Source organism: Plesiocystis pacifica SIR-1 (genome assembly GCF_000170895.1).
Classification (GTDB): domain Bacteria; phylum Myxococcota_A; class Polyangia; order Nannocystales; family Nannocystaceae; genus Plesiocystis; species Plesiocystis pacifica.
On record NZ_ABCS01000120.1, the window covers coordinates 1 to 19,916 of the forward strand.

The window sequence follows — 19,916 nt, forward strand, 5'->3', positions numbered from 1 at the left end:
ATGACGTGGGAGTTGGTCAGCACCAGGCCGCGGTCGTCGTAGACCACGCCCGCGCCCCGGACCGAGCCGCCGAACTCGATGGCCACGACGCTGTCCCGCGTGGACTCGATGGCGCGCACGAGGGGGCTCCCGCCGGGGTCGAAGTCCGGGGGCACCCCGGCGTCCTCGGCCGCTTGCTCCGAGTCGGGGCCCGTCCCCTCCCCCGTGTCCGCGTCGGCGGGTCCGCCCGTCGAGCTCTCGATCTCGGCCCCCGGGTCCTCGACGGCCGAGGGATCGCGGCGCTCCGAGGCGGCGAAGTCCGGGCGCCCCGTCAGCGCGAACCACACGGCGACGCCCCCGAGCAGCGTGCCGACGCAGGCCGCTCCCATGACGACCCAGACGGGGTAGGCGTCGCGCTCGGCCATGCGACCGAAGCCTAGCCGCCCCGCGGCGGCCAGGCGATCGGCCACCCCAAACGCGCTGGATCACACCTGGGCGCAGATGTTGCCGATTGACTTGGCCCTGGGCCCAGGGTAGACCGCACTCGAAGCAAGTTTTCAGTTCAATCTGAAATGAACTCCGAGCGTTCGAAAGTGGCACGAAGCTCGCTCGTTCGGCGTTTTTCTTGCCCGAGGCGACCCAAAGCGCCCCGCGCGCCCAGCCTTTGCACCGCCCATGGCCCGAAAAAGCACCGCCTCTGACGCCGCGACGGACTCGAGTGATCCGGTCTACGCCGCCCAGCTGAAGGTCGCGGAGATCCTCGGAGACATCGCCGAGTTCTGGGGCTTCACCAAGACCATGGGGCGCATCTTCGGCTTCGTCTACATGTCGCCGCGGGCCCTCGACCAGAGCACGGTCCGCAACGGCCTGGGCATCAGCGCCGGCTCGGCGAGCACCACGATGACGGCCCTGCTCGAGTGGGGCGTGCTGCACCGCGAGGGCCGGCTCTACGTCGCCGAGACCAATTTTTTCAAGCTCATCACCGCGGTCTTGCGCCAGCGCGAGGCGGCCCGCATCGACGACGCCATCGAGCGCGCGCGGGCGGTGGTCGAGGAGCTGCGCGCGGCCCACGAGAGCACCCAGGACCCGCGCATCGCCTTCGCCCTCCAGCGCGGCGAGCACATGCTCGGCTTCTTCGAGCTGGGCCGCTCCTTCCTCGAGGCCTTCGTCGAGCGCAGCCCCGTCCGAGCCATCCTCAATGGCCTGGCGCGCAAGGCCTCGAAGCTGCGCCCAGCCCCCCTCCCCGGCCGCAGCTTCGACGAGCCCGCAGACGAGCCCGCGACCGATCAGGACACTCTTTCATGAGCCAATCCATCCCCGAATTCGCCCCGTCCTTCGCGGATCCTGCCGAGCACCACGCGAGCGAGCCGGCGCGCCCCGGGCTCGAGCCGCTGCCCTCGACCAAGCCGGCGGACGTCGCCGTGACCCCCGTGGCCTCGGCCATGGCCCTGGTCGCCGACGGCCTCGTCGAGGTCGAGACCCGCCTGGGCGAGCTGCTCCACTCCCGCCTGGCGATCATCCCCAAGGTCGGCGGGCACCTGACCTTCGCCGGGGGCAAGCGCTTTCGGCCCATGGCCACCCTGCTCGCGGCCCAGGCCGCCGGCTACACCTGTGACGAGGCCTGGAACGACACGCTGACCATCGCCGCCGCCGGGGAGCTGCTGCACACCGCGACCTTGCTGCACGACGACGTCATCGACGAGGGCGAGTTCCGCCGCGGTCGCCCGGCCGCGCGCCTGCCCTACGGCAACGGCCTGTCCGTGCTCACCGGCGACTACTGCTTCGCGCGCGCGCTCCAGTCGGTGTCGCGCCTGGGCAAGGCCGCCGCGACCTCGAGCATGGCCGACGCCGTGACCTTGATGGCCGAAGGCGAGATCGCCCAGCTCTACGCCGCGGGCGAGTGGGAGGTGGACCTCGAGCGCTACACCCTGGTCATCGAGCGCAAGACCGCCGCGCTGATCGCCTGGTGCACCGCCGTCGCCCACCTCGTCGAGCCCGACGCCGCCGCGGCCCTGGCCCGCTACGGCCGCGAGGTCGGCTTCGCGTTCCAGATCGCCGACGACATCATCGACTACACCCTCGACGTCGAGACCTCGGGCAAGGCCCGGGGCCAGGACCTGCGCGAGGGCAAGGTGACCCTGCCGCTGATCCTCGCGTGCGAGCGCGAGCCCGAGCTGCGCGCGCGCCTGGCCGAGCTGCTCCGGGCCGGTCCGCCGGTGGCCGAGGCCGAGCTCGACCGCCTGCTCGTCGCCGTCGTCGACGCGGGGGGCCTCGACGCCGCCCGCGAGCAGGGCCAGGCCCACGTCGAGGCCGCCTGCGAGGCCCTCCAGGCCCTGCCGCCCTCCCCCGCCCGCGAGGCCCTGGGCGAGCTCGCCCGCTACATCGTCGGGAGGACCGCGTGAACCTGCCCGCGACCGGCACCAGCCCCGCGCCGCGGAGCTCGAGCCTCGACGAGATCCCCACCCTCGACGAGCACGGCGCCCGGGTCCAGGCGATGTTCAGCGACATCGCCCCGGGCTACGACCGCGCCAACCGGCTGATGAGCGCCGGCACGGACGTCCGCTGGCGGCGCAAGGCCGTGGCCGACCTGCTCGCGGCCCGAGCCGCCGTCGAGCCAGCCGTGGACCCGCGCACCGGGGCCCACGCGACCATCCTCGACCTGTGCGCCGGGACCCTCGACTCGACCCTCGAGATCCACCGCCGCTACCCCGAGGCCATGCTCATCGGCGGGGACTTCTCGGCGGGCATGCTGGCCACCGGGGAGCGCCGCGTCGCGCAGATCGGCGGGCCCAAAGCCTCGGCCAAGATCACGCCGATGCACATGGACGCCCACGATCTTCCCCTGGGGGACGAGAGCGTCGACGCCATCTTCTGCGCCTTCGGGGTCCGCAACCTCTCGGACCTGCGCGCCGCCGGCCGCGAGCAGCTGCGTTGCTTGCGTCCGGGGGGCCAGCTCGTCGTGCTCGAGTTCTTCCAGCCCACCGCGTGGGTCACCCGGGCCTTCCACGCCGTCTACAACAACACGGTCCTGCCCGTGGTCGGCTGGGCGTGCACGGGCAACCTCGACGCCTACCGCTACCTCCCGCGCAGCATCGGCGGGATGCGGACCGCGGCCGAGTACATGAGCCTGCTCGGCGAGATCGGCTTCGAGGGCATGCGCGTCGAGGTGTTGACCCTGGGCGTGGCCTCGATCGTGCGCGCGACCAAGCCCGCTCCCAAGGGCGCCCTCGCGCCCGCTACCGACGGGGAGAGCCCGCGTTGACCCGCCCTCGCCGCCTCGTGTTGGCTGCGACCGGCGCGAGCGGGGCGGCCTACGCCAAGCGGGCCCTGAGCCTGCTGTCCCGCGCCCTGGACGATCCGGGCACGCGCGGGCGCCTCGAGGTCGACTGGGTCGTGTCCTCGACCGCGCCTCAGGTGTGGCAGGCCGAGCTCGACGAGGCGCTGCCCGCCTCCTTCCCCAACCTCCGCCGCTGGGATCGCCACGACTTCAACGCCCCCTTCGCCTCGGGCTCCAACGCCCCCGACGCCGTCGTGCTCATGCCCTGCTCCATGTCCAACCTCGCCCGGGTGGCCCACGGCGGCGGCGACGACCTGATCGCCCGGGCCTGCGAGGTGGCCCTCAAGGAGCGCAAGACGCTGATCCTCGTGGTCCGCGAGACCCCCCTGAGCCTCGTGCACCTGCGCAACATGGTCGCCGCGACCGAGGCCGGAGCCATCATCTTGCCCGCCGTGCCGAGCTTCTACTCCGGCGTGCACACCCTCGAGCAAGCCCTCGACACCGTCGTCGCTCGGGTCTTCGACCGCGCCGGCCTCCAGGACCTGCGCGAGCTCCACGATGGGGGAGCCTTCGAGCTGCACCGACGCTGGGGAGCCCCCGCATGAACGAACGCCTACCCCAACCGCTCACGCCCATGCCCACCCAAGAGCCCCTCGACGCCGCCACGGCGCTGGCCCTGCGCTACAACCCGCCGCGCCTGGGTCGGCTGGCGATGGCGCGACGTCGGGCGCTGTTTGGCGACGCGGTGCTCGTGCGCGCACGACCCACCCCGAGCGTGGCCCTCGAGCCCGGCCAGGCCCTCGCGGTCGGCCCCGGCGCGGCCCTGACGAACGCGCCCTTCGACGCGCGCAGCGTCCAGACCTGGGTCGACGCGGCCCTCGAGCTCGACGCCGACGCCTCGCTGCTCTTGCCCCTCGAGCCCCGCGACGCCGAGGCCCCGGCGCGCTACGTCGAGGGCCTGCTCGCCCTCGCCGAGGCCCTCGCAGACCGTCCCGCGCCCGCGTCCAGCCTCGCGCCCTACTGCACCGTGCCCGCGGGGACCTTCCGGCTGTGGGCCATCGCCGTCGCGCGCTTGCTGCTGCCGGCCGGCGTGCGCGTCGAGGCGCGTCACGATTTAGTCGGCATCCGCGTCGCCCAGATCGCCCTGGGCTTCGGCGCCGACACCCTGTCCGGCCCCATCGAGGCCGACCGCGCCCTGCCCATCGCCGGCGTCACCCGGCCCAACGAGGCCACCCGCGCCGGCTTGTTCAACCTCGTCGAGCAAGCCGGCCTGCGCCCCACCGAGAGCTCCACCACGCCCTAGGAGAGTCCGCCATGAACCGCACCAAGGACACCGCTCGCTTCGCCCGCATCGCCGACAAGGTCCGGGCCAACGAGGCCCTCGACGCCGACGACGGCCTGTTCCTCTACACCTACCCCGACCTCCTGGCCGTCGGGGCCCTCGCCAACGAGCGCCGCGAGGCGCTGCACGGCGACAAGACCTTCTTCAACGTCAACTTCCACATCAACCCCACCAACGTGTGCGTGGCGGATTGCAAGTTCTGCTCCTTCGCCCGGCTCGAGCCCGACGCGCCCGCGGCCTACACGATGAGCATCGACGAGGTGAAGCAAAAGCTCCTCGATCGCATGGACCAGCCGGTGACGGAGATCCACATCGTCAACGGCCTGCACCACCACCTGCCGCTGGACTACTACAAGGATTGTTTGCGCGAGCTCAAGGCGCTGCGCCCGGACATCCACCTCAAGGCCTACACCGCCGTCGAGATCCACTACTTCGCCGAGAAGTACGGCATGAGCTACACGCAGGTGCTCAGCGAGCTCAAGGAGGCTGGCCTCGACAGCATGCCGGGCGGCGGCGCCGAGATCTTCGCCGAGCGAGCGCGGCGCAAGCTGTGCCGCGGCAAGGCCGACGCCGACGAGTGGCTGGCGGTCCACCGCGCCGCCCACGAGCTGGGCATCCGGACCAACTGCACCATGCTCTACGGCACGGTCGAGACCCTCGAAGAGCGCATCGACCACATGCTTCGGCTGCGCGATCTGCAGGCCGAGACCGGGGGCTTCCAAACCTTCATCCCCCTGGCCTTCCACGCCGACAACAACAGCTTGCAAAAGCTGCCCCCGCCCACGGGCGTCGACAACCTGCGCACCTACGCCGTCTCGCGCCTGATGCTGCACAACATCGCGCACATCAAGGCCTACTGGATCATGATCGGCATCAAGACCGCGCAGATCAGCCTGAGCTTCGGCGTCGACGACCTCGATGGCACGGTCCAGGAGGAGAAAATTTATCACATGGCCGGCGCCGAGACGCCGCAGGCCCTGTCGCGCGTGGACCTGGTCCGGCTGATCCGCGAGGCCGGCCGCGTCGCCGTGGAGCGCGACACCCTCTACAACGAGCGCTGGACCGACGACGGCGAGGCCCTCGACGGCATCCGCATCGACGCGAGCCTGCCCTACTCGACCCAGGGCCAGGGCGTGCGCCTCAACGTGCTCTGACCCCCCGCCAGCCCACCACGCCACCGACGAGCCCGCCATGACCACCGAGACCACCCCCAGCCAGCCCTCGCCCACGACCCTGCGCGTGCAGGCGGTCTCCTTCCTCAACGCGCGGCCGCTGATCCACACCCTCCTCGACCCCAAGCACGCGCCCCGCCACGCCGACGGGACGCCGATGTTCGAGGTCGTCGAGGCCCTGCCCTCGCGCTGCGCCGACGCCCTCGCGGCCGGCGAGTGCGACCTGGCCCTGGTGCCCGTGGGCGCCTACGCCGATCACCCCGAGTGGGAGGTCGTGCCCGGCGTGGGCATCGGCTGTCGCGGAGCCGTCGACACCGTCGTGGTCTGCAGCCGCTGGCCCATCGAGGAGGTCGAGCGCGTCTACCTCGACGGAGCCTCGCGCAGCTCGATCTTGCTGTTGAAGGTCCTGCTCCACGAGGCCGGGCTGAGCCCCGAGCTGGTCCCCGTCGACCACGGCGTGGGCGAGGGCCTGGTCGCAGACGCGTCCACCGACGGGAGCGGCCCCAAGGTCGCCGCGCTGATCATCGGCGACGCGGCCTTCGGCGTCGCGGGGCGCTTCGAGCACGTCTGGGACCTGGGCACCAAATGGTTCGAGCGCACCGGCCTGCCCATGGTGTTCGCGTTTTGGGCCGCGCGCCCGGGCGTGCTGACGCCCGCGCACGTCACCGCGCTGCAAAAGGCCCGCGACCGCAGCCTCGGCAAGTACGCCGAGGCCATCGCCAAGCACTACCGCGACGAGCTCCTGGCCAGCGGCGAGCCCGGAGCGGCCCAGGCCCTGAGCGAGCAGGCCTACGCGACCTACCTGCGCAAGACCATCCGCTACGGCCTCGAGACCCAGCAGCGCGAGGGCCTGGTCGAGTACCTCGACCGCGCCCGCGAGGCCGAGCTCATCGACATCCCCGGCCTGCACCCCGAGGACCCGGTGCACATCCACTTCGCCGGCGAGGCCGCGCCAGAGGTCCTGGTCGCCGCGCGCCGCCGCCGGAGCAGCCGCAGCCCCCTGGACGTCGACGCGATCTTGGCGAGGGCCGCCGCCGGTGAGCGCATCGACCTGGCCGAGGGCATCTACCTGTACGAAAACGCCGAGCTCATGGCCCTCGGCGAGGCCGCCGATCAGCGCCGTGCGCAGCTCCACCCCGAGCCGATCGTCACCTACATCATCGACCGCAACGTCAACTACACCAACTACTGCGTCACGCGCTGCAAGTTCTGCAACTTCTACGTCCCGCCCACGGACAAGCAGGGCCGCGGCTACGTGCTCAGCAAGGAGCAGCTGGCCAAGAAGTTCCGCGAGACCGAGGCGCTCGGCGGGATCCAGATCCTGCTCCAGGGCGGCCTCAACCCCGAGCTCGGCCTCGACTACTACGAGGACCTGTTCCGCTGGACCAAGCAGAACTTCACGCTCAAGCTCCACGCCCTCTCGCCCACGGAGATCATCCACATCGCGCAGATCGAGGAGCTCTCGGTCGAAGAGGTCCTGCGCCGGCTGCAGGCCGCGGGCATGGACTCCCTGCCCGGCGGCGGCGCGGAGATCCTCGACGATGAGATTCGCGCGCGCATCAGCCCGTTCAAGAACTCGACCGCCGAGTGGCTCGAGGTCATGCGCGCGGCTCACGGCCTGGGCATGCGCTCCTCGGCGACCATGGTGTTCGGCTTCCAGGAGACCGCCGAGCACATCCTCATGCACCTCGAGCGCCTGCGAAGCCTCCAGGACGAGACCGGCGGGTTCACGGCCTTCATCACCTGGCCCTTCCAGGCCGACGGCACGCGCCTCAAGCTGCGCGACGACACCTCCGCGTTCCGCTACCTGCGGGTCCAGGCCGTCGCGCGCCTGTACCTCGACAACATCGACAACATCCAGGTCTCGTGGCCGACGCTCGGGCCCGAGATCGGCGAGATCGCGCTGCGCTTTGGGGCCAACGACTTCGGCTCGGTGATGATCGAGGAGAACGTGGTCTCGACCGCGGGCGCCCACTTCATGATGACCGCCAAGGAGATCGAGTCGCACATCCGGCTGGCGGGCTTCGAGCCCCAGCGCCGGACCATGCAGTACGGCCGCGTTGAGGCGTCTTAGAGCTCGAGCTCGCCCCCAAGCTCCGGCAGGTCGATCTTGCCGAGCTCGTCCTCGATCTCGTTGCGCAGCTCCGTGGAGCTCATGCCCAGGCGCTTGGCCGCGGAGGCGATGGAGTAGCGGGTCTCGCCGACGCGCAGGCGGGTCTTCGAGTTGACGACGATCTCGCCGTCCTCGGTCCGCGTCGCGTTCTCGATGCCGACGTAGACGTCCCGGCCCATGAGCGCGGGGAAGGCCTCGGTCAGCCGGTCGTAGGCCTCGCGGTCCTTGGGCTCGAGGGTCTCGACGTCCATGTCCGAGAGGTTGAGGACCGCGCCGCCCTCGATGGTCTCGCCGCTCATCTGGACCCGCGAGGCCCGGATCGCCTTGTCGACCTTCATGGGCTTGCCCTTGCCGCCCCGCTTGCGGCGCAGGTGGGGGTTGCGCAGCTGGTAGGCCTCGCCCCCCGTCGCCTCGGCCGCGCCCTCGCCCTTGCCCGACTCGCGCGTGGGCTCGGCGTTGGGGATCCGCACCCAGTCCCGGTCGACCTGGGGGCTGCCGTCCTCGGCGATCATGTCCGCGCTGTCGTACCAGTCCGGGAGCGCCGTCAGCTGGGTCCACAGCCAATAGCCCGCCCCTCCCACGAGGAGCGCCAAGATCAGGAGCACGGCGGCGATCTTCTTGGCCATCGCCCGGAGTGTAGGGGCTCGGGGGCCGGCGCGCGAGCCCGCCTGGATGGTCCAGGATCGCGCCGCCACTCCCCCATCGCCATCGCGTACCATTTCCTCCCGGCCAGCCCATGGCTCTGTTCAAGACCCGCCCGGACGTCCGCTTGCTCCTCGCCAGACCGCTGGCCGCGGGGGAGATCGGCGAGTACACGGTGGAGCTGCTGTGTAGCAAGCCCGTGCCCATCCGCGCGGTCTACCTGACCCTGACCGGCGAGGTGCAGTGGGTGCACGGCGGGTCCCACGGCAGCCAGTACGATCGCTCGCGCTTCCTCAAGCACCGCGTCGAGCTCCTCGACCGCCACACCGAGCTCGACGTCGGGCCGCACCGGCTGCGGACCAAGGTCCGGCTGCCGCCGAGCTTGCCGCCCTCGTGGGAGGGCACCTGCCTGCGCGTCCGCTACCGCGCCAACATCCGCGTGGTCATCCCGTGGTGGTTCGACATCGACGTCGACTTTTCTTTCCCCGTCGGCCCGGCGCCCAGCTCCGCCGAGGACCAGCCGAGCGGGCCCAAGGTCTACGCCACCGATCCCCAGGGGCCCACGGGCAAGTCCCCCTACCTCGAGCTGTCCCTGGGCAGCCAGGAGCTCTACGCCGAGGACCGCCTGCGCGCGACGGCGGCCTTGGGCAACGTCGACCACAACGACTACCGCGAGCTCCGCCTCGCGCTCATCGCCCAGGAGGCCATCCCCGCGCCCCTCGGCGGGCCCCTGCACCAGGACCACCTCGTCGCGCGCTGGACCGTCGACCTGCCCGAGCGCGTCGGCGAGCTCCAGCCCATCCCCTTCCAGCTGTCCTTGCCCCGCAAGCTCGTCCCGGCCTTCCAGATGCACGGCTGCTCGATGAAGTGGCTGGTGCAGCTGAGCGTGGGCGTGCCCCGGGGCCCCGAGCCGAGCATGCGCGTGCCGGTGACGGTCCGGCCCGCCGACGCCAAGCCGAGCGAGGCCGAGGAGGCCAAGGAGCGCGCGCTGCCCCTGGCCGTCGGCTCGGAGCGCCTGCGCCTGGTCTGGGAGTCCGTCGCCCGCAGCACCGGCTTCGAGCACATCGACGGCGAGCTCCACGGCAAGGTCGGCGAGACCAGCGTGGTGCTCCGGCGGGACTACAGCCAGGGCCAGGCCGAGGTCCACGGCCACCTGCGCTTCCCCGATCTCGGCGTCGGCCTGCGCACGCACACCGTCCGCAAGCACATCCTCAGCGACGAGTTCCGCCACCACCTCGGCGCGCGCGATCCGGCCCAGCTCGCCGCGGTCGTCGAGCGCCTCCAGCCCATCCTCGCCCAGGCCAGCCGGACGCGCCACCAGTACGACCTGACGGCCGCGGGCGACGGCGGCCTCGACTTTCGCCTGCGCGGCCCCGGCTCGGCCGCGAGCGAGCTGCGCGACTTCGCCTACTTCCTCTCGGCCCTCGCCGACGAGACCAACGAGCTCGCCGGCAAGCTCCCGGCGGCGGTCTTGCTCGAGGACTACGTCGACGCGTGGACCGAGGCGGCCGCGGCCCTGCGCGCCAAGCTGCGCGTCAGCGACCTGCGCCTGACCATCGAGCGCGAGGCCAGCAAGCTCGTCGTCGGCATGGACTTCGAGGACAAGGGCGTGCCCGAGGGCGAGGTCGCGCCGCTGCGCTCGACCTTCTTCGCCCTCGAGCCGGGCATCGCCATCCCCAGCCGCCACCACCTGCTGTGGACCGGGGACACGCGCCAGCCGGAGCACGAGTGGCCCCTCGAGGCCCTGGTCACGGCGCCGAGCTGGACCCGCAGCGAGCGGGTCTCGCTCCACGTCAACGACCGTCTGGTGCGCCTGTACATGGCGCCGGGTCTGCCCGACCCCCGCCTGGAGATCGAGCGGATCGAGGCGCTGTTCAGCCTCGGCAAGACGATCCGCGGCGAGCAGGGCCCCTACCGCTGATCCTCGCCACGGTTCTCGCGTGCGAGGTGGCAGGGGCGCTCGCCACCTCCCCTGGGTGGGGATTCGACGAAAACCGCCACACACCTGCCTCTGAGGGCCCCTGAGGCCCCTGGCGGCGCGCGGCCGCTCTCCCTGGCAGCTGGGCTTGCCACCGGCGTGACCACCCTACGAGCCCGCCCACGGCCTCCCACGGAGATTTTTTACGCATCGCCGGAACCTTGGGGGGTCGTCCATGTCTTGCCCCGTGAACCAAGCGATGGCCCCCGCGGCCCTCGAACTCGCCCCACCAAAGCCGCTCTCGGCTCCGTGTCGCCCGTTCGACGGTCCCACATCCTGGCCCGCTCGGGATCCGTGTACCCGCGGGGGATTGCCCCCCTCTCCGCCCTTCGCTTCAGGACGAACCAACCATGGCCACCAAGACCATCCGTTTCCGCATCTTCCTCAACGACCAGCTCGTGGACACCCGCGAGTTCACCCAAGAGGTCATCAAGCTCGGACGCCTCGGGAGCAGCCACTTGCGCCTCGAAGACGACGCCATCGGTCGCATGCACGCCGTCGTCGAGGTCGGGCCCGAGGGCGACGTCCGGCTCATCGACCTCGGCAGCGCCGCGGGCACCATCGTCAACGGTGAAGCCATCGACCGCAGCCGCGCCCTGGCCTCCGGCGACGTCATCCAGCTCGGGAGCTACCGGCTCGAGACCGCCATCGTGGCCCCGGTCGCCAAAGCCCCGGCCGCCCCGGCGGATCGCCCCGCGGCTCCCGTCGCGGCCGCGGCTCCCCGGACCACCGCGCCCGCGCCCCGCACCGCCGTCGACCTGAGCCAGGTCGAGGACGCCAACGAGCAGGTCGCCGAGGTCGTCACCACCTTCGGTCGCTCGGTCCTCGACGTCTCCCACGTCGGCCAGGCCAAGAGCCGCAAGCGCTCGGCCGTCCCGCTGATGGCCCTCGGCGGCGCGCTGATGGCTGGCGGCCTGGGCCTGTTCGCCTACGAGGTCGCCCAGCCCTGGGAGGCCTACAACGCCCAGGTGGTCGAGGCCGCCCAGCGCCACGCCGAGGCCCCCGCGGCTCCCGGCCTCGGCACCGGCTCTCTGGGCATGATGCTCGGCCTGCTCGGCCTCGTGCCCTTCGTCGCTGGCAGCATGCGCATGCGCGAGGAGACCCTCGAGGTGTTCTCGATCGGCGAGAGCCCCGACGCGAGCTTCAAGCTCAGCGGCACCGACCTGCCCAACCCCGGCTCGACCCCCCTGGTCCACCGGGACTCCACCGGCGGCTACGCGCTCAGCTTCACCCCCGGCATGGAGGGCAACGTCGAGCTCGGCCGCCAGCTGCTCAGCCTCCACGACCTCGTCGAGACCGGGCGCACCCAAGCTGGCAACGGCGTGCAGGTCTACCCCCTGCCCAAGGGCGCCCGCGCCAAGGTTCGCCACGGCGACATCGCCTTTAGCGTCAACCTGGTCAACCGCGGCGCGGTCGTGGCCGGGCGCGGCGAGACCGACTGGCCGTTTTGGGCCTACTTCGGCGGCACCGCGGCCATCGCCACCTCCTTCTACTTGCTGATGCGCTCCATGCCCGACGACGCGCTGGCCATGCAGCTCGAGGACGAGAACGCCGCCAACCGCTTCGCGTCCTACTTCCACCAGGCGGATGAGGAGCCCGAGGCGCCCGAGCCCGACGAGCAAGAGCCCCAGCCCGAGGCCAAGGACAGCGCGGGCGGTGAGACCGGCAAGCGGGCCAAGGGCCCCGAAGGCAAGATGGGCAAGGACTCCGCCAAGGCCACCAACAAGGCCTACGCCATGAGCGGCCCGTCGAAGTCCGTGCCGCAGATGGCTCGGACCTTCGACCCCGACCGCGCGGCTCGCAGCGCGGGCATCCTCGGCCTGATGGCCGAGCAGCAGGGCCACTTCCTGGCCCACGTCGACGGCGGCGCGTTCGCGGTCGGCACCGATGACCAGGACATGTGGGGCAACATCGTCGGCACCGAAGTCGGCGAGGCCTACGGCACCGGCGGGCTCGGCCTGATCGGCTCCGGCCACAGCGGCGGCGGCTCGGCCGACGGCCTCATCGGCATGGGCACCACGGGCCTCATCGGCCACGGCACGGGCACCGGCGGCACGGGCTTCGGCCCCGGCGAAGGCGGCGGCGCGCTGACCAAGTTCGGCGACAAGCGCAAGCCCGTCATCCAGGCCCGCGTGGGCAAGGGCAAGGTCGTGGGCGCCATCGACAAGGACACCATCCGTCGCATCGTCCGCTCCCACCTGATGGAGGTCCGGGGCTGCTACAACGCCGCCCTGAGCCGCAACCCCAACACCGAGGGCCGCGTGCTGGTCCAGTTCGCCATCCTCGGCACCGGCAAGGTCGGCAGCGCGGTGGTCCAGGAGAACACCACCAAGGACAAGGCGGTCGGCGACTGCATCGCCAAGGCGGTCAAGCGCTGGAAGTTCCCGCGCACCCGCAACGGCGGCACCGCGATGGTCAGCTACCCCTTCCGACTCAGCTCCAAGTGAGCCGAGAGCTCGACCGAGCACCAGACCACAGGCGATCCCGGGATCTCCCGAGCGTCGCCGCCCCGAGGGGCAGGACCACCGCGGTCCTGCCCCTTTTTCGTGGGCTTCAGCGGGTGACGCCCCGGCCCCGCTGGCCTATCAAGGAAGACGGTGGAGCTCAGCTTTCAGCGACCGCCCGCGGAGCGCCTGTCGGTGCCTCGACTCCGCGCGCTGCTGGCCTGGATGTCCCCGCGGGCGCGCCTGCCCACGGCGGTGCTCGAGCGCATCCCCGAGCTCATCGAGGGCGCGCGCTTGGCCGCGACCTCCCAGCGCGAGGCGGCCTTCGCATTCGCCGACAACACCCGCTTGAGCGCGCGCCTGGGCTCGGAGCCGTGCCGCTGCCCCACCCACCGCGAGCATCGCTTTTGCGAGCACCGAGCCGCCGTCGCCGTGCTCATCCTGTGGCGCCGCGCCCCCGAGCTCTTCGACCTCCCAGACTGGCAGCTCGAGCTCGACTACCTGATTCGCCCGGCGGGCAGCGGCGCCCCCGAGCTCGGCGTCACCACGAACAAAGCGGCCGCCCCCGAGCGCCGGGCGTGCCGCTTCCTCGTCGAGCTGTTCCCCACCGGCGGCTACGCCCAGGGCTTCGACATGGACGTCCGGCTGATCCGCGCCAACAAGCGCGGCGACGGCTGGCTCAAGCCGGTCAAGCTGCCCCGCGAACGCGCCCGCCTGCTCGAGCGCACCCGACCCAGCGCCGCCTTGCTGCGCGTCTTCGATCTGCACGCCTCCCTCGACGAGCTGCGCAAGCTCGACGGCTTCGCGCGCAAGGCCCCCAAGCTGCGCTCGCGCCTCGCCCACGACCTGCTCGCGGCCTTCGCCGACGCCGACGAGGAGCTGCTGCTCAGCTACGACGGCGACCCCGTGCGCGCCTCGACGCAGCCCTGGCAGCCCCAGCTCCAGGTCGCGCCGGCGACCATCGAGCTGCCCGAGGATAGCTCCGACGAGGCCCTCGAGCGCCGCCTCGAGATCCGCTGGCGCGAGGGCCTGCGCGACAGCTGGCGCCTCGAGCCCGCCATCGTCCTGACCCGCGGCGGCGAGCTCCGGCCCCTCGACGTCGAGGTCCCCCAGCACCTCCTCGATCGCCTCGACAGCCCCGCCATCGAGCTGCCCATCGCCAGCTTCGAGGGCCTCGCCCGCTCCATCCTCAGCCTCGCCCCGATCCCCATCGAGATCCCCCAACCGAGCGCCGTCGGGGCCACAGCCGTCGCCCGTCGAGAGCCGCGCCTGGTCCTCGAAGAGCGCGGCGAGGTGCTGCGCGTCTCGGGCAAGCTCGCCTACGAGCTCGTCGACGGCCGCGTGCTCGAGTTTGGCCCCGACGGCCGCGCGCCCCTGCACCTCGGCGAAGACCTGACCCTGGTCCGCGATCTGGCCTGGGAGCAGCGCCGCTGGTCCGAGCTGGGCGCCCACGTCCGCGTCCACGCCAGCGGCACCGAGCTGGTCCAGGAGGAGGCCTGGGCCTTCCTCATCGACGCCGTCCCCTCCCTGCGCGCCCGCGCCTGGGTCGTATTCGGCGAGGCCCGGGTCCAGGGCAACCGCGTGCTCCCCGACGCCCTCGGCCCGCGCGTGCGGGTGGGCCCGAGCACGGACTGGTTCGAGCTCGAGGTCGACTTCGCGGCCGAGGGCGGACAGACCAGGGTCGACGCGCCCGCGGTCATCGCCAGCTGGCTCGCCGGTGAGCGCTTCGTCCGGCTCCCCGACGCCCGCGTCGCCGCGCTCCCGAGCGACTGGCTCGAGCGCCACGGCGCCGCCTTGGCCGAGCTCGTCGAGCTGCAGCGTGGCGCCAACGCGGACGGCGAAGAGCGAGGCCTCGGCGCCCACGCGCTCCCCCTCGCCGCCGCCCTCCTCGACGAGATCGACGGCGATGACGACGAGCAACGCGGGCGGGCGCGGAGCTGGAAAGAGCGGGCCCGGGCCCTCGCCAAGCTCGGCGACGAAGCCGGCGGGACGACCCTCGAGCGCGAGCCTCCAGAGGGCCTCCAGGCCGAGCTGCGCCCCTACCAACGCGAGGGCTTCGCGTGGCTGTGTTTCCTCCGCGACCAGGGCCTGGGCGGCTGCCTCGCCGACGACATGGGCCTGGGCAAGACCGTCCAGACCCTCGCCCTGCTCCTCGACACCCACGCCCGCACCCCTGGGGGGCCGCCGAGCCTCGTCGTCTGCCCGACCTCCGTGCTGCACACCTGGCGCGAGCAGGCCGAGCGCTTTTGTCCGCAGCTGCGCGTCCACCTGCACCACGGCCCGCGCCGGGGTGCGCTGCCCCCCGAAGGCGGCGACCTGCTCGGCGGCGTCGACCTCATCCTGACCAGCTACGCGCTGCTGCGCCAGGACGCCGAGCAGTGGCAGGCCCGCCGCTTTCGCCACCTCGTATTCGACGAGGCCCAGGCCCTCAAGAACCCCGACAGCCAGCTCGCCAAGGTCGCCCGCAGCGTCCGCGCGGCCCACCCCCTCGCGCTCAGCGGGACCCCCATGGAGAACCACCTCGGCGAGCTGTGGAGCCTGTTCGAGGTGCTCATGCCGGGCTTTTTTGGCTCGCGCAAGCGCTTTCGTCGGCGGTGGGTCGAGCCCATCGAAAAGCGCGAGGACGCGGCGACCCTCGCCCGCCTGCGCCAGCGCGTGCGCCCCTTCATGCTCCGCCGACTCAAGCGCGAGGTCGCCAGCGAGCTCCCGCCCAAGCAGGTCCAGGTGCTGCGCTGTCGCCTCGACGCGGGCCAGCGCGAGCTCTACGAGCGGGTCCGCCACACCTACCGCGCGACCGTGCTCGGGGCCGTCGACGACCGGGGCGTCCGCGGGGCCACCTTGCACATCCTCGAGGCGCTGACGCGGCTGCGCCAGGCCTGCTGCCACCCGGCGCTGCTCCCCTTCCCCGAGGCGCAGGCCATGGTCGCTCGGTCCGCGAAGATCGAGCTGCTGGTCCTGCTGCTGCGCGAGGCCATCGCGGGCGGCCACCGCAGCCTCGTATTCTCGCAGTGGCCCTCCTTCCTCGACCACGTGTCGGCGGCCCTCGACGAGCAGACCGTCGCGCACCTGCGCCTCGACGGCTCGACCCGCGACCGCGGGGCGGTGCTCGATCGCTGGCAAGACCCCGCGGGGCCGCCGGTGTTCCTGATCAGCACCAAGGCCGGCGGCGTGGGCCTCGATCTGACCGCGGCCGATCACGTGTTCCACCTCGACCCGTGGTGGAACCCCGCCGCCGAGGACCAGGCCACGGACCGCGCCCATCGCATCGGCCAGGACCGCCCCGTGATGGTCTACAAGCTCGTCGCCGCCGACACCGTCGAGGACAAGATCCTCGAGCTCCAGGCCCGCAAGCGCAAGCTCTTCCAGGCCACCGTCGACACCGACCGCCTCGAGGTCGCGGAGCTCGATCGCGCCGATCTCGAGGCCGTGTTCGGTCGCGCCGACGACGAGCCCTCGGCCGTCGACGCCCTGTCCTTCGCCCCCTTCGTCGCCCACGACGCCCCCGCGAAGCGGCCCCCGAGTGCCGAGTTCGTGCCCCTGTCCCCGCCGCGCCCGTCCCCAGAGGCCAGCCACGACGCGGGTGACCTCGCCGAGGTCGTGCCCTTGTTCCCCGCCGACGAGCCCTCTTGACGCGCTCTCACCTTCGACCCGAGACTGTCGCCTCCACTGCCCAGGTGGCGAAATTGGTCATACGCGGGGGACTTAAAATCCCCTCTCTTCGGGGGTGCGGGTTCGAGTCCCGCCCTGGGCACTATCCCTCCAGCAGCGCCACGATCGCGACGCGTGCGGCCGCAGGTTGAGGACCCAGTCGCCGTGGACGTGGTTCAGGGCTCGGGCACGGCGCGGAGCCGCTCGAGCTGGGCGTCGAGCTGGGCCAGCAGCGGCGGCGCGCCCTCGAGGTCCCCACGATCGATGCGCTCGAGCACCGCGAGGGCCCGCGCCGCCCCCTCGGCCTCGAGCGCGGCGAGGGCCCGCGCCCACTCCAGCCGAGCGAGGGCGAGGCGCTGGCGCGAGGCCATGTCCAGGCCACCCTCAGCCTGCCCAACCTCGGCCTTGGCCTCGACCACGGCGAACACCCGCGCGGCGAGCTCGGGCTGGCCGAGGGCGAGGGCGAAGTGCCCGACATAGACCAGGTCAGCCCACGCGGCCGCCTCCGCCTCGAGGCTCGCCTTCAGCCGCGCTTCGACCTCGCGCTCCCCTCCCCCGCGAGCCGCCACGATCGCGGCCAGGTCCCCGTTGACCTCGGCGACCAGGCGCAGGTCCGGGTTGGGCTCGGCGCCCGCTCGCGCGGCGACGGTCTCCAGCTCCGCGGTGGCCTGGGCGTACTCCCCGACGAGGCCGTGGGCCAGGCCCAGGCGCTGACGCGCGAGCAAGCTGGCGAGGTTGTCGGGGCCCCGGCGCGCGTCCAGGATGCGGACCGCTCGCTCGGCCGAGGCCAAGGCCGCCAGACCGTCCCCGCGCTCGACGTCGACGCTCGCCAGGTTGCTCAGCGCCAGCCCCACGCTCGCGTGCTCCCGGCCAAACTCGCGCTCGCGGTTGGTCACCGCCTCCTCGAGCAGCGCGCGGGCCCGGTCGAGGTCGCCCTGGCCCTGGCAGGTGAAGGCCAGGTTGTTGAGCGCCCCGGTGGCGATGGCGTTGTCCCGCCCGACGCTGTCCGCCGCGATGGTCAGCGCGGCCTCGAAGCTGTCCTCGGCGGCGGCCAGATCCCCCTGGGCGTAGGCGGCCAGGCCCAGGTCGAGGTACAGGGGCACGCGCCGCGTGGGCGCGTCGAGCTGGGCCTCGTCGAGGAGCTCGAGCCCCCGCAGCGCCTCCGCCCGCGCGAGCTCGTCGTCCCCAGCTTGGTGCGCCATCCAGCTGAGGGTGTCGGCCAGGTCCGCGGCCAGGCCGGGCTCGCTGCCCCCGTCGCGCTCGATCAAGACCTTGGCCTGGTCGGCCCACAAGCGGGCGAAGTCCATGCGCCCCCGGCTCGACTCCAGCTCCGTCAGCCAGATCGCCGCGCGCCGGGTCAGCCCCTCGTCCCGGATCCGCAGCGCGATCAAGTAGCCCTCGCGCAGGTGAGCCTCGGCCGCGTCCGCGTCTTCGGTGAAGCGAAACACCAGGCGCCCGCGCAGCAGGGCGAATTCGGCCCGCACGCTGTCGAAGTCGAGGGCGTCCATCCGGGGCTCGAGGGCGTCGAGGCGCGCCTTGGCGTCGGCGAAGCGGCCGGTGTCCAGGCGCACGCGCACGGCCCCGAGCTCGCGGCGGACCTCGCGGACGCCCGCCGCTCGCTCGGCGTCGTCGGGCAGGGCCTCGCTCGACAGCACCCGGCTGGCGTCGCAGGCCGCGAGGCTGGGCAGACCCTCGACCGCGGTCAGGGCCGCCTCGACGGTGGACGCGTCGGCGTCGGTGAGCACCTCCACGAGGGCGCCGAGCTGGGTCCGGCGCTCGTCCAGGCAGCGCGTGCGCAGATCGAGGAGCTCCTCGGACTGCTCGTGGCGCACCCGGGTCGCCTCGCAGTTGTCGACGGCCGCCGCCTGCCAGCGGGCCGCGTAGTCGTCGAGGCCGGCGCCCACCCGCGAGGCGATGAGCTCGGCGCTGGGCTGGCCCGTGGCCTCGAAGGCCGCCCCGATCTCGGCTCCGCGCTCGGGGCTCCAGACCTCGACCATGCGCGCGCCCGAGGCCTCGCACAGCGGCGCCGCGTCGGCGCCCAGGTCCTGGGCGGACACGCCAAAGCGGACCCACGCGAGCAGCGCGAAGGCCAGGGTCGCCGTGATCGCCAGCGGCAGGCTGCGCCGCGTCCAGTCGTCCCGGGCCAGCTCGGTCAGCAGCGCGTCCATGGTCGGGAAGCGAGCGTCGGGCTCGAGGGATAGGCCGCGCTCGAGGGCCGCGCGCAGGCTCCCCGGTAGGCGCACGGTCCCCGGAGGCTCGCGCAGCTGACCCGTACACACCGCCGAGGCCAGCTGCGAGGCCGTCCGCCCAGCGAAGGGGCGCGCCCCGTAGAGCGCCTCCCACAGCGCCACGCAGAAGCTGAACTGATCGCTGCGCGCCCCAGCCCGGGCGCCGCGCCACTGCTCCGGAGACATGTACGCGGGCGTGCCCATGACCGCGCCGCCGTGGGTGATGTCCGAGTCGAGCTCGCTGCTGCCCGAGAGCTCACCGGGGCGCGAGCGCGGCACCGCGTCCGAGTCCGCCAGCGCGCGCTCGAGCTGCTCGTCGAGGCTCGAGGGGTCCAAGGTCGCGTCGAGGGCCAGCTCGATGCTCGGCTCGGTCCCAGCCGCGCCCGCGTCGAGGACCTTGCCGATCGCGCGGACCAGGCCGAAGTCGAGGACCTTCGCCCGCCCCTGGCGATCGACCAGCACGTTGTCCGGCTTGAAGTCGCGGTGGACCAGCTCCACGCCGTGCGCCGCCGCCAGCCCGCGACCGGCCTGGAGGTAGACCTCGAGGATGTCCGCGGTGCTCCGCCCTTCGCGGGCCTGCCACGCCGACAGCGGCTCCCCGTCGACGAGCTCCATGGCGATGAACACCCGCCCGTCGACGGTCCCCGCGTCGTAGACCTGCACGACGTTGGAGTGAGACAGGCGCGCGAGCCCCTTCGCCTCGCGGAGCATGCGCGTGCGGGCCTCCTCGCGACCAGCGGCGCGCGGGTGGATCAGCTTGATCGCCAGCTCGCGGTCGAGCTCCGGGTCGTGGGCCGCCAGCACCATGCCCATGCCGCCCGCGCCGATCCGCCGCCGGATGAGGTAGCGCCCGATGCTGCTGGGCACCGTCGCGGCCAGCCCCTGCTCGCCTTCGCCTTCACCTTCACCCTCGGGCGCGAGCGTGGCCTGGGTCGAGGGCGGACGCTCGCGCGCGATCACGGTGTCCTCGCTGCCGTCGGGCTCGGCATTCGATGGCGTCGACCCGAGCGCACCGCGCGAGTCCGCAGGCCAAGTCGCGTCCGTGCCCTCCTCGCTCATTGCGCGCCAGTGTAGACCCCAGCCACGGGAGCGG

The 19,916-nt window shown here is 72.6% G+C and carries 12 protein-coding genes, 1 tRNA gene and 1 pseudogene; 11 read left to right on the forward strand and 3 right to left on the reverse strand.

Annotated features, from left to right (window positions below; translation table 11 throughout):
• Positions 1–404 (reverse strand): annotated as a pseudogene (locus PPSIR1_RS35860) (hypothetical protein); the annotation flags it as partial.
• A 250-nt stretch (positions 405–654) separates the two neighbouring features.
• On the opposite strand from PPSIR1_RS35860, the gene PPSIR1_RS35865 reads away from it, so the two are divergent.
• From PPSIR1_RS35865 to mqnC, 7 genes are read left to right on the forward strand one after another with little or no spacing between them, the layout of a single operon-like run.
• Positions 655–1,284 (forward strand): GbsR/MarR family transcriptional regulator, encoded by a 630-nt coding sequence (locus PPSIR1_RS35865; protein ID WP_006976168.1) that lies wholly within the window; start codon positions 655–657, stop codon positions 1,282–1,284.
• Positions 1,281–2,381, forward strand: coding sequence for a polyprenyl synthetase family protein (locus tag PPSIR1_RS35870; RefSeq protein WP_006976169.1), 1,101 nt, complete (start codon positions 1,281–1,283; stop codon positions 2,379–2,381). The genes PPSIR1_RS35865 and PPSIR1_RS35870 overlap by 4 nt, the downstream gene beginning before the upstream one ends.
• Complete coding sequence (locus PPSIR1_RS35875; RefSeq protein WP_006976170.1) at positions 2,378–3,241, forward strand: ubiquinone/menaquinone biosynthesis methyltransferase; 864 nt, start codon at positions 2,378–2,380, stop codon at positions 3,239–3,241. Before PPSIR1_RS35870 ends, PPSIR1_RS35875 begins: the two co-directional genes overlap by 4 nt.
• Positions 3,238–3,861 carry a UbiX family flavin prenyltransferase gene (locus tag PPSIR1_RS50535; RefSeq protein ID WP_006976171.1) on the forward strand — a complete coding sequence of 208 codons (624 nt, stop codon included), beginning with the start codon at positions 3,238–3,240 and terminating at the stop codon, positions 3,859–3,861. Before PPSIR1_RS35875 ends, PPSIR1_RS50535 begins: the two co-directional genes overlap by 4 nt.
• 29 nt (positions 3,862–3,890) lie before the next feature.
• Positions 3,891–4,559 carry a hypothetical protein gene (locus tag PPSIR1_RS50540; protein WP_157596336.1) on the forward strand — a complete coding sequence of 223 codons (669 nt, stop codon included), beginning with the start codon at positions 3,891–3,893 and terminating at the stop codon, positions 4,557–4,559.
• A gap of 11 nt (positions 4,560–4,570) precedes the next feature.
• The gene (gene mqnE / locus PPSIR1_RS35890; RefSeq protein WP_006976173.1) at positions 4,571–5,752 is read left to right on the forward strand and encodes an aminofutalosine synthase MqnE; all 1,182 of its coding nucleotides are present in this window, start codon (positions 4,571–4,573) and stop codon (positions 5,750–5,752) included.
• 37 nt (positions 5,753–5,789) lie between these two features.
• Positions 5,790–7,844 (forward strand): cyclic dehypoxanthinyl futalosine synthase, encoded by a 2,055-nt coding sequence (mqnC, locus tag PPSIR1_RS35895; protein ID WP_006976174.1) that lies wholly within the window; start codon positions 5,790–5,792, stop codon positions 7,842–7,844.
• Here the strand turns inward: mqnC and PPSIR1_RS35900 are convergent.
• The gene (locus PPSIR1_RS35900) at positions 7,841–8,509 is read right to left on the reverse strand and encodes a hypothetical protein (RefSeq protein ID WP_006976175.1); all 669 of its coding nucleotides are present in this window, start codon (positions 8,507–8,509) and stop codon (positions 7,841–7,843) included. The two genes, mqnC and PPSIR1_RS35900, sit on opposite strands and share 4 nt — an antisense overlap.
• A gap of 110 nt (positions 8,510–8,619) precedes the next feature.
• Here PPSIR1_RS35900 and PPSIR1_RS35905 point away from each other — a divergent pair, with 110 nt between their 5' ends.
• From PPSIR1_RS35905 to PPSIR1_RS35920, 4 genes are all read left to right on the forward strand, one after another.
• A complete protein-coding gene (locus tag PPSIR1_RS35905; RefSeq protein ID WP_006976176.1) occupies positions 8,620–10,446 on the forward strand; it encodes a vacuolar protein sorting-associated family 26 protein in 1,827 nt (608 codons plus the stop codon).
• A gap of 407 nt (positions 10,447–10,853) precedes the next feature.
• A complete protein-coding gene (locus PPSIR1_RS35910) occupies positions 10,854–12,950 on the forward strand; it encodes an AgmX/PglI C-terminal domain-containing protein (protein WP_006976177.1) in 2,097 nt (698 codons plus the stop codon).
• 150 nt (positions 12,951–13,100) lie between these two features.
• Positions 13,101–16,577 carry a DEAD/DEAH box helicase gene (locus PPSIR1_RS44800; RefSeq protein ID WP_006976178.1) on the forward strand — a complete coding sequence of 1,159 codons (3,477 nt, stop codon included), beginning with the start codon at positions 13,101–13,103 and terminating at the stop codon, positions 16,575–16,577.
• Positions 16,578–16,615: 38 nt separating this feature from the next.
• A tRNA-Leu gene (locus PPSIR1_RS35920) sits at positions 16,616–16,698 on the forward strand.
• Positions 16,699–16,771: 73 nt separating this feature from the next.
• Here the strand turns inward: PPSIR1_RS35920 and PPSIR1_RS44805 are convergent.
• Positions 16,772–19,882, reverse strand: coding sequence for a serine/threonine-protein kinase (locus PPSIR1_RS44805; RefSeq protein WP_086001994.1), 3,111 nt, complete (start codon positions 19,880–19,882; stop codon positions 16,772–16,774).
• Positions 19,883–19,916: the final 34 nt, after the last annotated feature.